The sequence below is a fragment of the Pseudomonas sp. JBR1 genome, from assembly GCF_028198185.1.
Taxonomy (GTDB): domain Bacteria; phylum Pseudomonadota; class Gammaproteobacteria; order Pseudomonadales; family Pseudomonadaceae; genus Chryseomonas; species Chryseomonas oryzihabitans_E.
Genome location: NZ_CP116340.1, coordinates 2,652,380 through 2,667,069 on the forward strand (window position 1 = coordinate 2,652,380; position 14,690 = coordinate 2,667,069).

The 14,690-nt window shown below is 63.3% G+C and carries 15 protein-coding genes; 11 read left to right on the forward strand and 4 right to left on the reverse strand.

Annotated features, from left to right (window positions below):
* Positions 1 to 2: 2 nt before the first annotated feature.
* Both PJ259_RS12300 and PJ259_RS12305 read right to left on the reverse strand, forming a co-directional pair.
* Positions 3 to 833, reverse strand: a complete 831-nt coding sequence (locus PJ259_RS12300) for a PhzF family phenazine biosynthesis protein (RefSeq protein ID WP_271653008.1) — start codon at positions 831 to 833, stop codon at positions 3 to 5.
* A gap of 327 nt (positions 834 to 1,160) precedes the next feature.
* A complete protein-coding gene (locus PJ259_RS12305; RefSeq protein ID WP_271653009.1) occupies positions 1,161 to 1,925 on the reverse strand; it encodes a FadR/GntR family transcriptional regulator in 765 nt (254 codons plus the stop codon).
* Between the two features lie 152 nt (positions 1,926 to 2,077).
* Here PJ259_RS12305 and PJ259_RS12310 point away from each other — a divergent pair, with 152 nt between their 5' ends.
* The 5 genes from PJ259_RS12310 to PJ259_RS12330 all read left to right on the forward strand — a co-directional run bounded on the left by PJ259_RS12310 (position 2,078) and on the right by PJ259_RS12330 (position 6,738).
* Positions 2,078 to 2,818, forward strand: coding sequence for an SDR family oxidoreductase (locus PJ259_RS12310; RefSeq protein WP_271653010.1), 741 nt, complete (start codon positions 2,078 to 2,080; stop codon positions 2,816 to 2,818).
* Positions 2,819 to 2,862: 44 nt separating this feature from the next.
* Positions 2,863 to 3,711: an ureidoglycolate lyase gene (locus PJ259_RS12315; RefSeq protein WP_271653011.1), complete on the forward strand. Its 849-nt coding sequence runs from the start codon at positions 2,863 to 2,865 to the stop codon at positions 3,709 to 3,711.
* Between the two features lie 104 nt (positions 3,712 to 3,815).
* Positions 3,816 to 5,108 carry an L-fuconate dehydratase gene (locus tag PJ259_RS12320; RefSeq protein WP_271653012.1) on the forward strand — a complete coding sequence of 431 codons (1,293 nt, stop codon included), beginning with the start codon at positions 3,816 to 3,818 and terminating at the stop codon, positions 5,106 to 5,108.
* Entirely contained in the window at positions 5,105 to 5,965 is an 861-nt protein-coding gene (locus PJ259_RS12325) for an amidohydrolase family protein (RefSeq protein ID WP_271653013.1), read from the forward strand. Before PJ259_RS12320 ends, PJ259_RS12325 begins: the two co-directional genes overlap by 4 nt.
* The gene (locus tag PJ259_RS12330) at positions 5,962 to 6,738 is read left to right on the forward strand and encodes an SDR family oxidoreductase (protein ID WP_271653014.1); all 777 of its coding nucleotides are present in this window, start codon (positions 5,962 to 5,964) and stop codon (positions 6,736 to 6,738) included. The genes PJ259_RS12325 and PJ259_RS12330 overlap by 4 nt, the downstream gene beginning before the upstream one ends.
* 632 nt (positions 6,739 to 7,370) lie before the next feature.
* Here PJ259_RS12330 and PJ259_RS12335 read toward each other — a convergent pair.
* Positions 7,371 to 7,508, reverse strand: coding sequence for a hypothetical protein (locus PJ259_RS12335; RefSeq protein WP_167348568.1), 138 nt, complete (start codon positions 7,506 to 7,508; stop codon positions 7,371 to 7,373).
* A 60-nt stretch (positions 7,509 to 7,568) separates the two neighbouring features.
* Positions 7,569 to 8,132 carry a TetR/AcrR family transcriptional regulator gene (locus tag PJ259_RS12340; protein WP_271653015.1) on the reverse strand — a complete coding sequence of 188 codons (564 nt, stop codon included), beginning with the start codon at positions 8,130 to 8,132 and terminating at the stop codon, positions 7,569 to 7,571.
* A 73-nt stretch (positions 8,133 to 8,205) separates the two neighbouring features.
* On the opposite strand from PJ259_RS12340, the gene PJ259_RS12345 reads away from it, so the two are divergent.
* The 6 genes from PJ259_RS12345 (at position 8,206) to PJ259_RS12370 (ending at position 14,329) form a co-directional block, all read left to right on the forward strand.
* Entirely contained in the window at positions 8,206 to 9,078 is an 873-nt protein-coding gene (locus PJ259_RS12345) for an alpha/beta hydrolase family protein (RefSeq protein ID WP_271653016.1), read from the forward strand.
* Positions 9,079 to 9,202: 124 nt separating this feature from the next.
* On the forward strand, positions 9,203 to 10,321 hold the full coding sequence (locus PJ259_RS12350) for a Re/Si-specific NAD(P)(+) transhydrogenase subunit alpha (RefSeq protein ID WP_271653017.1): 1,119 nt from the start codon (positions 9,203 to 9,205) through the stop codon (positions 10,319 to 10,321).
* 39 nt (positions 10,322 to 10,360) lie between these two features.
* On the forward strand, positions 10,361 to 10,675 hold the full coding sequence (locus PJ259_RS12355) for an NAD(P) transhydrogenase subunit alpha (RefSeq protein WP_271653018.1): 315 nt from the start codon (positions 10,361 to 10,363) through the stop codon (positions 10,673 to 10,675).
* A 1-nt stretch (position 10,676) separates the two neighbouring features.
* Entirely contained in the window at positions 10,677 to 12,113 is a 1,437-nt protein-coding gene (locus PJ259_RS12360) for an NAD(P)(+) transhydrogenase (Re/Si-specific) subunit beta (RefSeq protein ID WP_271653019.1), read from the forward strand.
* 546 nt (positions 12,114 to 12,659) lie between these two features.
* Positions 12,660 to 13,757 carry a DUF262 domain-containing protein gene (locus PJ259_RS12365; RefSeq protein WP_271653020.1) on the forward strand — a complete coding sequence of 366 codons (1,098 nt, stop codon included), beginning with the start codon at positions 12,660 to 12,662 and terminating at the stop codon, positions 13,755 to 13,757.
* Positions 13,754 to 14,329, forward strand: coding sequence for an HNH endonuclease family protein (locus PJ259_RS12370; protein WP_271653021.1), 576 nt, complete (start codon positions 13,754 to 13,756; stop codon positions 14,327 to 14,329). Before PJ259_RS12365 ends, PJ259_RS12370 begins: the two co-directional genes overlap by 4 nt.
* Positions 14,330 to 14,690 lie beyond the last annotated feature (361 nt).

Here is a 14,690-nt window from a genome sequence, read left to right on the forward strand (position 1 = left end):
GGTCAAAGGGTAAGGGTGCCGCGGATGCAGTCCTGCACCGCGCCACCCACCCAGATACCGTCGGCGATGCGTGCCACCCGCACCCGGCCGCGGCGGCCCATGGCCGTGCCCTGGCTGGCCAGGTAGCGCTCCGGGGCCAGGCCCGCCGGGATCAGCCACTGTGCCAGGCTGGCGTTGAGGCTGCCGGTGACCGGGTCTTCGGCGAACTCCTCGCCCATCAGGGCACGTACCTCGAACTGCGCCTCGGCAGCGCTGCCTGTCCAGGGTGCGATCAGGCCGACGTTGAGGCCTTCCAGCGCCGTGTAGTCCGGTCGGATCGCCAGCAGTTCCTCGCGACTTTCCAACAGCACGGCGACCCAGCCGGGGCCATTGTCGGCCCATTGGCTGGCCTGGAAACGCTCGGGCGAAAGACCTGTGCCACGGGCGATGCACGCCAGCACCTCGGGCGCCACCGGCCCGCCCCGCAGCAGCGGTGGCGCGGCAAAAGCCAGCTCCTCGCCGGCCGCGCGGATCGGCACCAGGCCGGCGCCGCATTCCTGGATCACCTCGCCGCCGCGCGGCTGGCCGCCTTCGCGCAACCAGACATGGCAGCTGCCCAGGGTCGGATGGCCCGCGAAGGGCAGCTCGCGAACCGGGGTGAAGATGCGCACCCGGTAGTCCGCGGCCGGATCGGTAGGTTCGAGGAGAAAGGTGGTCTCCGACAGATTGGTCCAGCGCGCCAGGGCGGCCATCTGTTCGGTGGAAAGCTGATCGGCACCGCAGACCACTGCCAGGGCATTGCCCTCCAGGGGGCGCTGGGCGAAGACATCGACCTGATGGAAAACGAGGGACATGGCGGCGGACTCCTGGGCAAAGAGCCGATTGTCCGCGGTCGGCAGGCGCTAGGAACAGCCACAGCCAGGTGGCTAAGGGGCCGTACAGAAGGGTGTTGCGCGTGGGATTCGCGTGGAAAACGCTGCGCGGCTTTCCACCCTACGGTGTCGCCCTACGTCATCGACGCGGGGCTTGCCCTCACCCCAGCCCTCTCCCCGAGGGAGAGGGGGCGGTTCCGAGCGCAGGGCGGCGCCGCGAACGAATCACCGGTCACCCGTAGGTTGGCGCTGAGCGCAGCGAAGCCCAACAGGGGCGTCCGCCCTCACCCCGAAGGAAAGGGCAGTCCCTCATTCCACCGCTGGTCGCCCGAAAATTCGGGTCACCGCATCCAGGTGCTCGGCCATGGCCTGGCGGGCGGCGTCGGGGTCGTGGGCTTCCAGGGCGTCGAGGATGGCGAGGTGCTCCTGCTGGGAGCGGTCGGGCATGTCTTCCGGGGTGTAGCGGCGCTGCAGGAGCTGGAACATGCTGCCGTAGCGATGGCCGAGCAGATGGCGCAGCAGCAGGGCATAGGCCGGGTTGCCGCTGGCCTGGGCGATGCGGATATGGAACAGCCGGTCACCCGGATGGGTAGTGGAGCCCAAGCGATTGTCCTCGACGTTGCGAACATAGGCGGCGCGGATACCGGCCAGATCACTGTCGCTGGCGTGCCGGGCGGCCAGGGCGGCAGCTTCCGGTTCCACCAGGCAGCGCGCCTGCAGCAGGGCGAAGGGCGGGATCTCGGCGTCCAGATCCAGCGCCAGGCTAAGTTCCGGATCCATCTCCGCCCACTGACCACGCCCGGCCAGCTCCAGCACCGGGGTATCCGGTGGTGGCGGAGCACTGGGCGCGCAGACCCGTACGCCGTCGCCGACGCGCACATCCACCAGGCCAATCACCTCCAGGGCGATCAGGGCTTCGCGCACCGAAGCCCGACTCACGCCCAGCTGCTTGGCCAATTCGCGCTCAGCGGGCAGGCAACTGCCCGGCGGGTATTCGCCGCCGTCGATAAGGGCGCGCAACTGGTCGGCGATCTGCCGGTAAAGCCGCGGCTTTTCAATTACCTGAAGGGGCATGGCGGTCTCGTCTCATGCAGGTCGCGCAGTTTGCCGCGAAAAAATCCTTGCCTGAGAGCCTAGCAGGGTCTAAACAATAGGACCAATGGCCTGACCATTGACCGCTGGCGGTCAGGCGACTCACAACAATAAACAGCCAAGAGGTCTCTCGCATGAGTCATGCAGGCAAACGCGTTCTGGTCACCGCCGCCGGCCAGGGGATCGGTCGGGCCACCGCCCTCGCCTTCCATCGCGCCGGTGCCGAAGTCATCGCCACCGACATCAATGCCGCCGCCCTGGACAGCCTGGAGGGGCTACAGACCCGGGTGCTCGACGTCACCGATGCCGCGGCCGTCTCGGCCCTGGTCGCCGAGCTGGGCAGCTTCGACGTCTTGTTCAACTGCGCCGGCTACGTCCACGCCGGCAGCATCCTAGATTGCGACGAAGAGGCCTGGCGCTTCTCCTTCGAACTCAATGCCACCGCCATGTACCGGATGATCCGCGCCGTGCTGCCCGGCATGCTGGCCCAGGGTGGCGGCTGCATCATCAACATGGCCTCGATCGCCTCCAGCCTCAAGGGCGTCCCCAATCGTTGCGCCTATGGCGCCAGCAAGGCGGCGGTGATCGGCCTGACCAAGTCGGTGGCCGCCGACTATGTCGGCCAGGGCATCCGCTGCAACGCCATCTGCCCCGGCACCGTGGATTCCCCTTCGCTGCACCAGCGCATCGCCGACCAGGCCGCCCGCGAAGGCCGCAGCGAGGCCGAGGTGCAGGCCGCCTTCGCCGCCCGCCAGCCGATGGGTCGCGTGGGCCGCCCGGAAGAGATCGCCGCCCTCGCCCTGTATCTTGCGTCCGACGCCGCCGCCTTCGTCACCGGGACCGCCCAGGTGATCGATGGTGGCTGGAGCGTCTGACGCCGCTTTTCGTCTGTACCCTTTCGCCCCTCATAGGAGCTCCGATGAAACTCTTGCGCTACGGCCCCCAGGGCCAGGAAAAACCCGGTCTGCTGGATGCCCAGGGCCGGCTTCGCGACCTCTCCGGCCAAGTGGCCGATCTTGCCGGCGAGGTGCTCGGCGCCGATTCCCTGGCCCGCTTGCGCCAGCTGGACCCGAACAGTCTGCCGCTGGTGGACGGCTCACCGCGCCTGGGCCCCTGCGTCGGTCGGGTCGGCAAGTTCATCTGCATCGGCCTCAACTACGCCGATCACGCCGCCGAATCCGGGCTGGACGTGCCCAAGGAGCCGGTGGTGTTCAACAAGTGGACCAGCGCCATCTGCGGTCCCAACGACGCCGTGCAGATCCCCCGCGACTCGACCAAGACCGACTGGGAAGTGGAGTTGGGCGTGGTGATCGGCAAGGCCGGACGCTACATCGACGAGGCCAATGCCCTGGACCACGTGGCCGGCTATTGCGTGGTCAACGACGTCTCCGAGCGCGAGTGGCAGATCGAGCGCGGCGGTACCTGGGACAAGGGCAAGGGCTTCGACACCTTTGGCCCGCTCGGCCCCTGGCTGGTCACCGCCGACGAAGTGGCCGACCCGCAGAACCTCGACCTCTGGCTGGAGGTGGACGGCCACCGCTACCAGAACGGCAACACCCGCACCATGATCTTCACGGTGGCCCAGATCATCGCCTACCTCAGCCGCTGCATGAGCCTGCAGCCGGGTGACGTCATCTCCACCGGCACCCCGCCGGGCGTGGGCATGGGCGTCAAGCCGCAGTCGGTGTACCTCAAGCCCGGCCAGGAAATGCGCCTGGGCATCCAGGGCCTGGGCGAGCAGCTCCAGCACACCGTCGCCGCAGACTAAGCCCCTCCCCTCCACCCTTTTTCCAGCAACCCCCCGTGCCCGCTTTCATCCAGCGGGCACGGGCCGGGTTCGCTCACCCCGCGAAAACCCTCGAGGACAGCGCCATGCCAACAACAATTACCGGCCTGCAGATCGAAGACATCCGTTTCCCCACCAGCCAGGCGCTGGATGGCTCCGATGCCATGAACCCCGATCCGGACTACTCCGCCGCCTACGTCATCCTGCAGACCGACCAGCCGGGTCTGGAAGGCCACGGCCTCACCTTCACCATCGGCCGCGGCAACGAGATCTGCTGCGCCGCGCTGCGCGCCCTGGAACCACGGGTGCGCGGCCTGACCCTGGAATGGATCCAGGAAGACCCAGGGCGTTTCTGGCGGCACATCACGGGTGATAGCCAGCTGCGCTGGATCGGCCCGGACAAGGGCGCCATCCACCTGGCCACCGGCGCGGTGGTCAACGCCGCCTGGGACCTCTGGGCGCGCGCCGTGGGCAAGCCGGTGTGGCGCCTGGTGGCGGACATGAGTCCCGAGGAGCTGGTGCGCTGCATCGACTTCCGCTATCTCACCGACTGCATCACCCCCGAGGAGGCCCTGGCCCTGCTGCGCCAGCGCGCCGAGGGCAAGGCCGAGCGCCTACAGCGCCTCGAAGCCGAGGGCTATCCCTGCTACACCACCTCGGCCGGCTGGCTCGGCTATCCCGACGACAAGCTGCGCCGCCTCTGCCAGGAGGCCATCGACGCCGGCTTCTCCCACATCAAGCTCAAGGTCGGTCGCGACCTCGCCGACGACATCCGCCGGGTGCGCATCGCCCGCGAGGTGATCGGCCCCGAGCGCCAGCTGATGATCGACGCCAACCAGGTATGGGAAGTCGGCGAGGCCATCGACTGGGTGCGCGAACTGGCCTTCGCCAAGCCCTGGTTCATCGAGGAGCCCACCAGCCCCGATGACGTGGAAGGCCATCGCGCCATCCGCGAGGCGGTAGCGCCGGTCAAGGTGGCCACCGGCGAGATGTGCCAGAACCGCATCCTCTTCAAGCAATTCATCATGCGCGGCGGCCTGGACGTGGTGCAGCTCGACGCCTGCCGCCTGGGCGGCCTCAACGAGGTGCTGGCGGTGCAGCTGATGGCCGCCAAGTACGACCTGCCGGTCTGCCCCCATGCCGGCGGCGTGGGCCTGTGTGAATACGTGCAGCACCTGGCGATGATCGACTACCTCTGCGTCGCCGGCACCCACGAGGGCCGGGTGGTGGAATACGTCGACCACCTCCACGATCACTTCGAGGACCCTTGCCGGGTGCGCGGCGCGGCCTACCTGGCACCCCAGGCGCCGGGTTTCTCCATTGCCATCAAGGCGGCCTCCCGCGCGCGTTATCGCCACGCCGGGGAGCAGCCGTCATGAGCCTGCGCCTGGATGCCCACCAGCATTTCTGGCGCTACCGCCCGGCCGAATTCGGCTGGATCGACGGGCGCATGCCAGGGCTGCAACGCGACCACCTGCCGGCCGATCTGCAACCGCACCTGCAGCGCGCCGGCTTCGACGGCTGCGTCGCCGTTCAGGCGCGCACCCAGGAAGAGGAGACGGATTTTCTGCTCGACCTGGCCGCCCAGACGCCCTGGGTGCAGGCGGTGATCGGCTGGACCGATCTGCGCGCCGCCGACCTGGTGGCGCGCCTGGAGCGCCGCAAGGGCAGTCGTCATCTACGCGGCTTTCGCCATCCGGTGCAGGACGAGGCCGATCCCGGCGCCTGGCTGGTCGATGCCGCCGCCAACCAGGGCGTCGCCACCCTGCAACGCCATGGCTATCTCTACGAACTGCTGATCCATGCCGAGACGCTGCCCGCCGCCACCGCCTTCGCTGCGCGTCACGACCACGGCGTGCTGGTACTAGACCACCTGGGCAAGCCGCCGGGACGGGTCGCTCCCGCCGACTACGCTCGCCTACTGGCGCCCCTGGCGCGGCTGCCCCACGTCCATTGCAAGCTCTCCGGGCTGGTCACCGAGGCCGACTGGCACGGCTGGCAGGCAGAGCAGTTGCTGCCCTATGCGCGCATCGCCCTGGAGGCCTTCGGGCCGGAGCGGTTGCTGTTCGGCTCCGACTGGCCGGTCTGCACCCTGGCCGCCAGCTACGCCGAGGTGGTCGACCTGGCCGAACAGGCCCTGCTGGACCTCACGGCCAATGAGCGCGCGGCGGTCTTTGGCGGCAACGCGGCCCGCCTCTATGGCCTGGGCACCCAGCCGCGGGAGGCCGTGGCATGAACCTGCAGCTGACCGACAAGGTGATCCTGGTCACCGGCGGTGGCTCCGGCATCGGCGCCGCCATCTCCCTGGCCCTGGCCGCCGAGGGCGCCATCCCGGTGATCCTCGCCCGCGAACCGCTGGAGGCCGACTTTGCCGAACGTCTGGCCGAACAACAGCCAAAAGCTCGGGCCTTCACCGTGGAACTGTGCGACGAAGCCGCCTGCGAGCGGACCGTGGCCGCCGTGCAGGAGGCCTACGGCCGTATCGATGGACTGGTCAACAACGCCGGGGTCAATGATGGCGTGAGCCTGGCTGCCGGTCGCGCCGCCTTCGTTGCCTCCCTGGAACGCAATCTGGTGCACTACTACCACCTGGCGCACCTCTGCCTGCCGGCGCTGCGCGCCAGCACCGGCGCCATCGTCAACATCGCCTCCAAGACCGCCCTCTCCGGGCAGGGCGACACCAGCGGCTACACCGCGGCCAAGGGCGGGGTACTGGCCCTGACCCGCGAATGGGCCGCCTCGCTGCTGGACGACGGCATCCGCGTCAACGCGGTGATCCCCGCCGAGGTGATGACGCCGCTCTATGAGCGCTGGCTGCAGGGCTTCCCCGACCCGACGGCCAAGCTCGCCGCCATCACCGCGCGCATCCCCCTGGGCCGGCGCATGACCACGCCGGAGGAAATCGCCGATACCGTGGCCTTCCTGCTCTCGTCACGATCCAGTCACACCACTGGCCAGTGGCTGAGCGTCGACGGCGGCTACCTGCATCTGGATCGGGCGCTGACGTGAAGACGGGGACGTAGGTTGGCGCTGAGTGCAACGAAGCCCAACAAGACACGGGCGCCCTCACCCCAACCCTCTCCCAGAGGGAGAGGGAGCGGTTCAGTGGATAGCCTTTAGGTTTGGCGCTAGCCGAGCGCAGCAACGCGTGGAAAACGCCCTGCGGTTTTCCACCCTACGCCAGACTAAACGTAGGTTGGCGCTGAGCGCAGCGAAGCCCAACAAGACACAGGCTCCCTCACCCCAACCCTCTCCCAGAGGGAGAGGAGGCGGCTCCGTGGATAGCCTTTAGGTTTGGCGTTAGCCGAGCGCAGCGATACGTGGAAAACGCCCTGCGGTTTTCCACCCTACGCCAGGCTCGACGTAGGTTGGCGCTGAGCGCAGCGAAGCTCAACAAAACACGGGTGCCCTCACCCCAACCCTCTCCCAGAGGGAGAGGGGGCGGCTCCGTGGATAGCGGTCAGGTTTGGCGTTAGCCGAGAACAACGACGCATGGAAAACGCCATACGGTTTTCCACCCTACGCCAGGCTCGACGTAGGTTGGTGCTGAGCGCAGCGAAGCCCAACAAGGGGCCGGCATCGTGGCACCCCGTAGGGTGGACAACGGCGCAGCCTTGTCCACGCGCCAAATACCGAATCCGCTATCGCTTGGGACTCAAGGGGCTGTCGTCCTGGTCCTCGCGCTCTTCGGTGGTGGTGGTGTTCGCCGAATCCGGCACGTCGCCGTATTCGTCGTAGTCGTGGGGGGTCTGCTTGTCGTCCGCGGGTTCGGGATTCATGAGGTACTCCAATAAAAGAAGTGCCTTCGGTGGAGTCCGCCAGCCCCTGCGGCGTTCCCGCTAGACCAGCGCCACCAGACGTTCGGCGACCCGGTCGAAGGGTTCGATGCTGCGCTGGGCGCGACACAGCGGGATCACTCCCTGCACCGCCGCTACCAGCAGCGTGGCCAGCCCCGTGGCCGCTTGCTCTGTATGGCCGTGCTCGACCAGCGCCACCTGCAAGCGCGCCTCCCAACGGCGATAGATGCCCGCCGCCGCGTCCAGCTCGCGCTGGGCGATTTCGTCCACCGGCTCTTCCACCGCCACCGCCATCACCGGGCAGCCGACGCGAAAGTCCGAGTCCAGCAGGATGTCGCGCCACAGCTGCAAAAAGCCCTGAATCCCAGCCAGCGCCCCGGCCTGCAGCTGCCGCTCCAGATCGCGACTGACCTGGGCGCCCGCCAGCTCCACCGCCTCCACCACCAGCTGGTGCTTGCCGCCGGGAAAGTGATGATAGGTGGACCCCAGCGGCGCCTCAGCGCGCTTGATGGTCTCGCGGATGCTGGTGGCGTTGAGGCCGTGCTGCGCCAGCATGGCCGACGCGGCCACCACCACCCGTTCCCGCACCGTCGACTGCTCGGTCATTCATTCTCCTTGCTATGACAGTCGTCATAATCTACCGTCCAGGCATTATAACAACTGTCATAGGGACCATCCCATGCCCAGCGACGCCCTCGTCGAGGACTTGATCACCGCGGATGGTTATCGCCTCAGCACCAGTCGCTTTCCCGCCGAGGGCACGTTGCAGGGACGGCTGATCGTCGCCGGTGCCACCGCCGTGCCCCAGGGCTTCTACCGGCGCTTCGCCCAACACGCCGCAGCCCGCGGTTTCGAGACCCTGACCCTGGACTATCGCGGCGTCGGCCGCTCGGCACCGGCCTCGCTCAAGGGCTTTCGGATGGACCTGCTGGACTGGGCGCGCCAGGATCTCGCCGCCGCCGTGGATACCATGGCCCAGGGCGACGTCCCGCTCTACCTGGTCGGCCACTCCTATGGCGGCCACGCCTTCGGCCTCCTGCCCAATCACGCCAAGGTCGCCGGCTTCTATGTCTTCGGCACCAGCGCCGGCTGGCACGGCTACATGCCGCCGCTCGAACGCCTCAAGGTGCTGGCCATGTGGAAGCTGGTGCTGCCGGTGCTGACCTGGTGGAAAGGCTACTGCCCCTGGAGCGCCCTGGGCCTGGGCGAAGACCTGCCGCGCGACGTCTATCGCCAGTGGCGGCACTGGTGCAGCTATCCCCACTACTTCTTCGACGACCCGGCCATGCGGGGCATCGAAGCCGGCTATGCCGAGGTGCGCACGCCCATTGTCGCGGTCAATGCGCTGGACGACCTCTGGGCCACGCCGCGCTCGCGTGATGCCTTCATGCAGGCCTATCGCAACGTCGACCTGCAGCGCGAAGACCTCGACCCTCGCCAGCACGGCGGCGCCATTGGCCACATGGGTTACTTCCGCGCCAGCGCCCAGCCCCTGTGGGACCGCGCCCTGGACTGGTTCGCCGCCCTGCCCCGCTCACCGGGGCTGAGCTGAGTCCCAAACAGGCCGCCCCAGCGGCGCGCCTGTCGCTTTTTCAAAAGCTACCCGTCGTTTCCGGACAGCCACTCCGCTGCCCCAGGTCCCATTGTGGCGGCACGAATAACAAGGAGTGACACCCGTGCTGATCGGCGTCCCGTTGGAATCCGGTGCAGGGGAAACGCGCGTGGCCGCGACCCCCGAAACCCTCAAGAAACTGATCGGCCAGGGCCACCAGGTGGTGGTGCAACAGGGTGCTGGCGAACGCGCCAGCGTGCCCGACGCGGCCTATGCCGCCATTGGCGCCCAGCTCGGCGATGCCGCCGCGGCCCTGGGCGCCGACCTGGTGCTCAAGGTCGCGGCGCCCGATGCGGCAGAGCTGGCGCTGATGAAGCCTGGCGCCGTGCTGATCGGCATGCTCAACCCCTTTTCTCAGGAGACTCTCGACCAGCTCAACGCCCGTGGCCTCACCGCCTTCGCCCTGGAAGCGGCGCCGCGTACTTCCCGCGCCCAGAGCCTGGACGTGCTCTCCTCCCAGGCCAACATCGCCGGCTACAAGGCAGTGATGCTGGCGGCCGACCACTATCCGCGCTTCATGCCCATGCTGATGACCGCCGCCGGCACGGTGAAGGCCGCGCGGGTGCTGATCCTTGGCGCCGGGGTGGCCGGGCTGCAGGCCATCGCCACCGCCAAGCGCCTCGGCGCAGTGATCGAAGCCTCGGACGTGCGCCCGGCGGTGAAGGAGCAGATCGAATCCCTCGGTGCCAAGTTCGTCGACGTGCCCTTCGAGACCGAGGAAGAACGCCAGTGCGCCGAGGGCGTCGGCGGCTATGCCCGGCCCATGCCGGCCACCTGGATGGGGCGCCAGGCCAAGGCCGTGCACGAACGCGCCAAGCAGGCCGACATCGTCATCACTACCGCGCTGATCCCCGGTCGCCGCGCGCCCACCCTGCTGCACGAAGCCACCGTGGCCGAAATGAAGCCCGGCTCCGTGGTCATCGACCTGGCCGCCAGCCAGGGTGGCAACTGCCCGCTGACCGAACTGGACCGGGTGGTGGTCAAGCACGGCGTCACCCTGGTGGGCTACGGCAACCTGGCCGCCCGGGTGCCGGCGGACGCCTCGGCGCTCTATGCCCGCAACCTGCTGGACTTCCTCAAGCTGGTGCTCAAGGACGGGGCCTTCCACCTCGACCTGGAGGACGACATCGTCGCCGCCTGCCTGATGTGCCACGGCGGCGAATTGCGCCGCAAGAACGCCTGAGCCCCAGCCCGGCCCCTCTGCCTTTAAAGGACTGCCCCCATGGATCTGATTTCCGACGGCATCTACAACCTGATCATCTTCGTGCTGGCCATCTATGTCGGCTACCACGTGGTCTGGAACGTCACCCCCGCGCTGCACACCCCGCTGATGGCCGTGACCAACGCCATCTCCGCCATCGTCATCGTCGGCGCCATGCTCGCCGCCGCCCTCACCGTCACCCCGCTGGGCAAGATCATGGGCACCTTGGCCGTGGCCCTGGCGGCGGTCAACGTCTTCGGTGGCTTCCTGGTCACCCGCCGCATGCTGGAAATGTTCAAGAAGAAGGCTCCCAAGGCCCAGGCGGAGAAGCCCTGACATGAGCATGAACCTCATCACCCTGCTCTACCTCGTCGCCTCGGTGTGCTTCATCCAGGCGCTCAAGGGCCTTTCCCACCCCACCACCTCGCGCCGCGGCAACGCCTTCGGCATGGCTGGCATGACCCTCGCCGTACTCACCACCCTGGCGCTGATCCACAAGCTCGGCAGCGAGCTGGCGGTGCAGGGCATCGGCTATGTCATCGTCGGCCTGCTGGTGGGCGGTAGTGCCGGCGCGATCATGGCCAAGCGCGTGGAAATGACCAAGATGCCCGAGCTGGTCGCCTTCATGCACAGCATGATCGGCCTGGCCGCGGTGTTCATTGCCATCGCCGCGGTGGTCGAGCCGCAGTCCCTGGGCATCGTCGCCACCTTTGGCCAGCCGATCCCCAGCGGCAACCGCCTGGAGCTGTTCCTCGGCGCGGCCATCGGCGCCATCACCTTCTCCGGTTCGGTGATCGCCTTCGGCAAGCTCTCGGGCAAATACAAGTTCCGCCTGTTCCAGGGCGCCCCGGTGCAGTTCGCCGGCCAGCACATCCTCAATCTGGTCATCGGTGTGGCCATCCTCGCCCTGGGCCTGATGTTCACCTTCAGTGGCAACCTCGGCGCCTTCGCCGTGCTGGTGGCCCTGGCCTTCGTCATCGGCGTGCTGATCATCATCCCCATCGGCGGCGCCGACATGCCGGTGGTGGTCTCCATGCTCAACAGCTACTCCGGCTGGGCCGCCGCCGGCATCGGCTTCTCGCTCAACAACTCCATGCTGATCATCGCCGGTTCGCTGGTGGGATCGAGCGGCGCCATCCTCTCCTACATCATGTGCAAGGCGATGAACCGCTCCTTCTTCAACGTCATCCTCGGCGGCTTCGGCGGGGCGACGGAAGCCGCGGCCGGTGGTGGGAGCCAGGAACAGCGTCCGGTCAAATCCGGCTCGGCGGACGACGCCGCCTTCCTGCTGGGCAACGCCGATAGCGTCATCATCGTCCCCGGATACGGCCTGGCCGTGGCCCGCGCCCAGCACGCGCTCAAGGAACTGACCGAGAAGCTGGTGCACAACGGCGTGACGGTGAAATACGCCATCCACCCGGTGGCCGGCCGCATGCCCGGCCATATGAACGTGCTGCTGGCCGAGGCCGAGGTGCCCTACGACCAGGTGTTCGAGATGGACGACATCAACTCCGAATTCGGCCAGGCCGACGTGGTGCTGGTACTCGGCGCCAACGATGTGGTCAACCCGGCCGCCAAGAACGACCCCACCTCGCCCATCGCCGGCATGCCCATCCTCGAAGCCTTCAAGGCCAAGACGATCATCGTCAACAAGAGATCCATGGCCAGCGGCTACGCGGGCCTGGACAACGAACTCTTCTACCTGGACAAGACCCTGATGGTCTTTGGCGATGCCAAGAAGGTCATCGAGGAGATGGTCAAGGCGGTGGATTAAGCCCTGCCCCTCGCGACCGCTCGGGTGGTCGTGGGGGCAGTTCGTCGGCGCTGATTGTTGCGGCGCCGACACTCGCCAAGCTCTCCTGCAGCCCAAACTTGCTTTAGCGCGGGGCTCCAACAGTCTTCCTCACTGAATCGTCGGACCTCTATAAAAGAGACTTCTTATCGCGGCCTTCTGCCAGCCTTGACGTGTCTAAGCCTGCCACCTAACGTGAATTCCATCACAAGAAAGCAGCCATCATGATCCCTAGTCCTGGCCCTGGCCAGGATGCCACATGCCCTTCAAAGGCCGTAAAGGCAAGACTGCTAAGGACTATAACTTCACGCTCGCAGCCAAACTTACCGCTCTTGACTACACAAGGTGAGGTGGCATTTGAAGGATCCATTACAGCAATCTATAGAAAATAAACAGCAGCTTGACTTTAAAATCAACGCTTATAGCAAGAAAGCAAATTGATAAATAACTCTACGGAAAGCCAATAAAATAAAGACAAAACCCAGTCTGCTCGACAAATTCTAAGTAGCTAATCGATAGAGAGATCAAATGAAATTAAATCCGCTTCACCTAAAGGTATCCAAATTAATTGAGGGAAGACTTTTCCGTATTCCTGACTACCAGAGAGCTTACTCATGGCAATCTCGTCAAAGGTCCGATTTATTTAGCGATATTAAAGAAGCATACCAATCAGGCAGAGAACACTTTATGGCTACGCTAGTAGCGTTAGCCAAGGAAACGAGAGAGATAAATGCAGATGAATTTCAGACAGTCGAGCTTGTTGATGGCCAGCAGCGAATCACCACGCTTATAATCCTACTAAAAGCGATCGAAAAAAATCTTAGTTTAAAAACACCCGATGAGGCCGAAATAAAAAAAGGACTGGGAAAGCTTTTAATTAAAGGAGATGAGCACTCGCTAATCCTGCTCCAAACAAACCACGACAGCAGTAAAGTATTTACAAGATATATACGAAGCGGAAAGATTGAAGAGCTCACAAACCCCACTACCGCAGATAAAAACCTAATAGACGCTGCCAACGAATGCGAAGCCTTTGTAAGTAATTGGAAAGCATCGGAAGGGACAATTATCAGCCTGATATCTACTGTTAGAAATAAACTATCAGTCATTTATCACGAAATCCAAGATCAAGCCACTGTCTATAGGGTCTTTGAAGTCCTAAACAGCCGAGGACTGGATGTAAAGTGGATTGACAAACTTAAAAGCCAGCTAATGGCACTTATATTTGAAAATATTGAAGACGAGAAAACTAAAGACGAAGCCTTCAATGAGATGAAGACAGTCTGGAAAAACATTTATCAAGCACTAGGAAGTGAGTCAAAAATTGGCGACGAGGCTCTAAGATTTGCAGGAACCTGGGCTACCAACCCGAGACCAAATCGAATCGTGAGTGAACAAGATGCCACGGCTGAGCTTACTAAAGAGGCAGGTAATACTCTTAAGAGCATCGCGAAAATAGGTCAAAATCTTGAAGATGTTGTACTTGCAAATCTAAAGCTATCTCGTGACAACCGTCTGAGAGCTGTAACACGAATTGCGCACGCAAGGTTTGTTGCTGCTGCCATAATACTTAGAAAGTTTTCACCCAAAGAAGAAAAACATTACTTGAGAAGTGGGAGCGCGTGACATTCCGAATTTTTGAGCTTGGAGGGGCGGACACCCGGCATAAAGTAGGGGAATACGTCAGACTTGGTCATGATATATATAGAACCTCAATACCCCCACAAGAAATACAAGAGCGACTTGACGAGATATCTAAAAAATTCTCCATAAATGATGTACTAAAATCTATCGACTGGAATGACCGCTATACTAACTGGGGTGAACAACTTCGTTATCTACTGTATCGCTACGACGAATATCTAGCTAAGGAAGCGGGCGAAAAAATCAACCAATCCGCTTGGAATAAAATCTGGCACTCTGAGCCGTCGTCTTCGATTGAACATATCCAACCGCAAAGCTCTGGCGCGAAGTACGCTCATCAACTAGGCAATCTTACAATGCTCCCTCCCGGTATAAATTCATCATTGAATAAGCGACCTCCTAAAGAAAAATTTGACACCTACATCAGTTGCGGGCTTCGCGCGACAGTACAAGCAGGCCTAGATATAAAAGAAAGAAACAGCTGGACTGAGGCAATGATAAAAAGACGAACCAAACAGATTGAAGATTTTATCAGGAGTGAATGGGCTGATTAGATCCAGCTTCACCAAAACACCTGAAGCCGCCACTCGCAATCAATTTCTACTTTTCAATAAAACAAAAATTGTGATTGGCGACTTCAAAAAAATAGCGAAAGAATTGCCATGCACTACAGGAACAAAATTACTTACCACTGATGATATCCGATTATTAAAAACCAAAATCCCGCACACCATACTTTACCAACAAAAAAAACTATGCACCACTCTCACACAAACTTCACCCCAGCTTTTAACATGCAAACCAAGTAACCTCCAAAGCACAATCCTACAATACTGTCCAAACCGGAACTATATAATTATAAATTTATATAAAGCTTTTAGCTGAAGATAATTTACGTCCAATAAGAAAAATTCG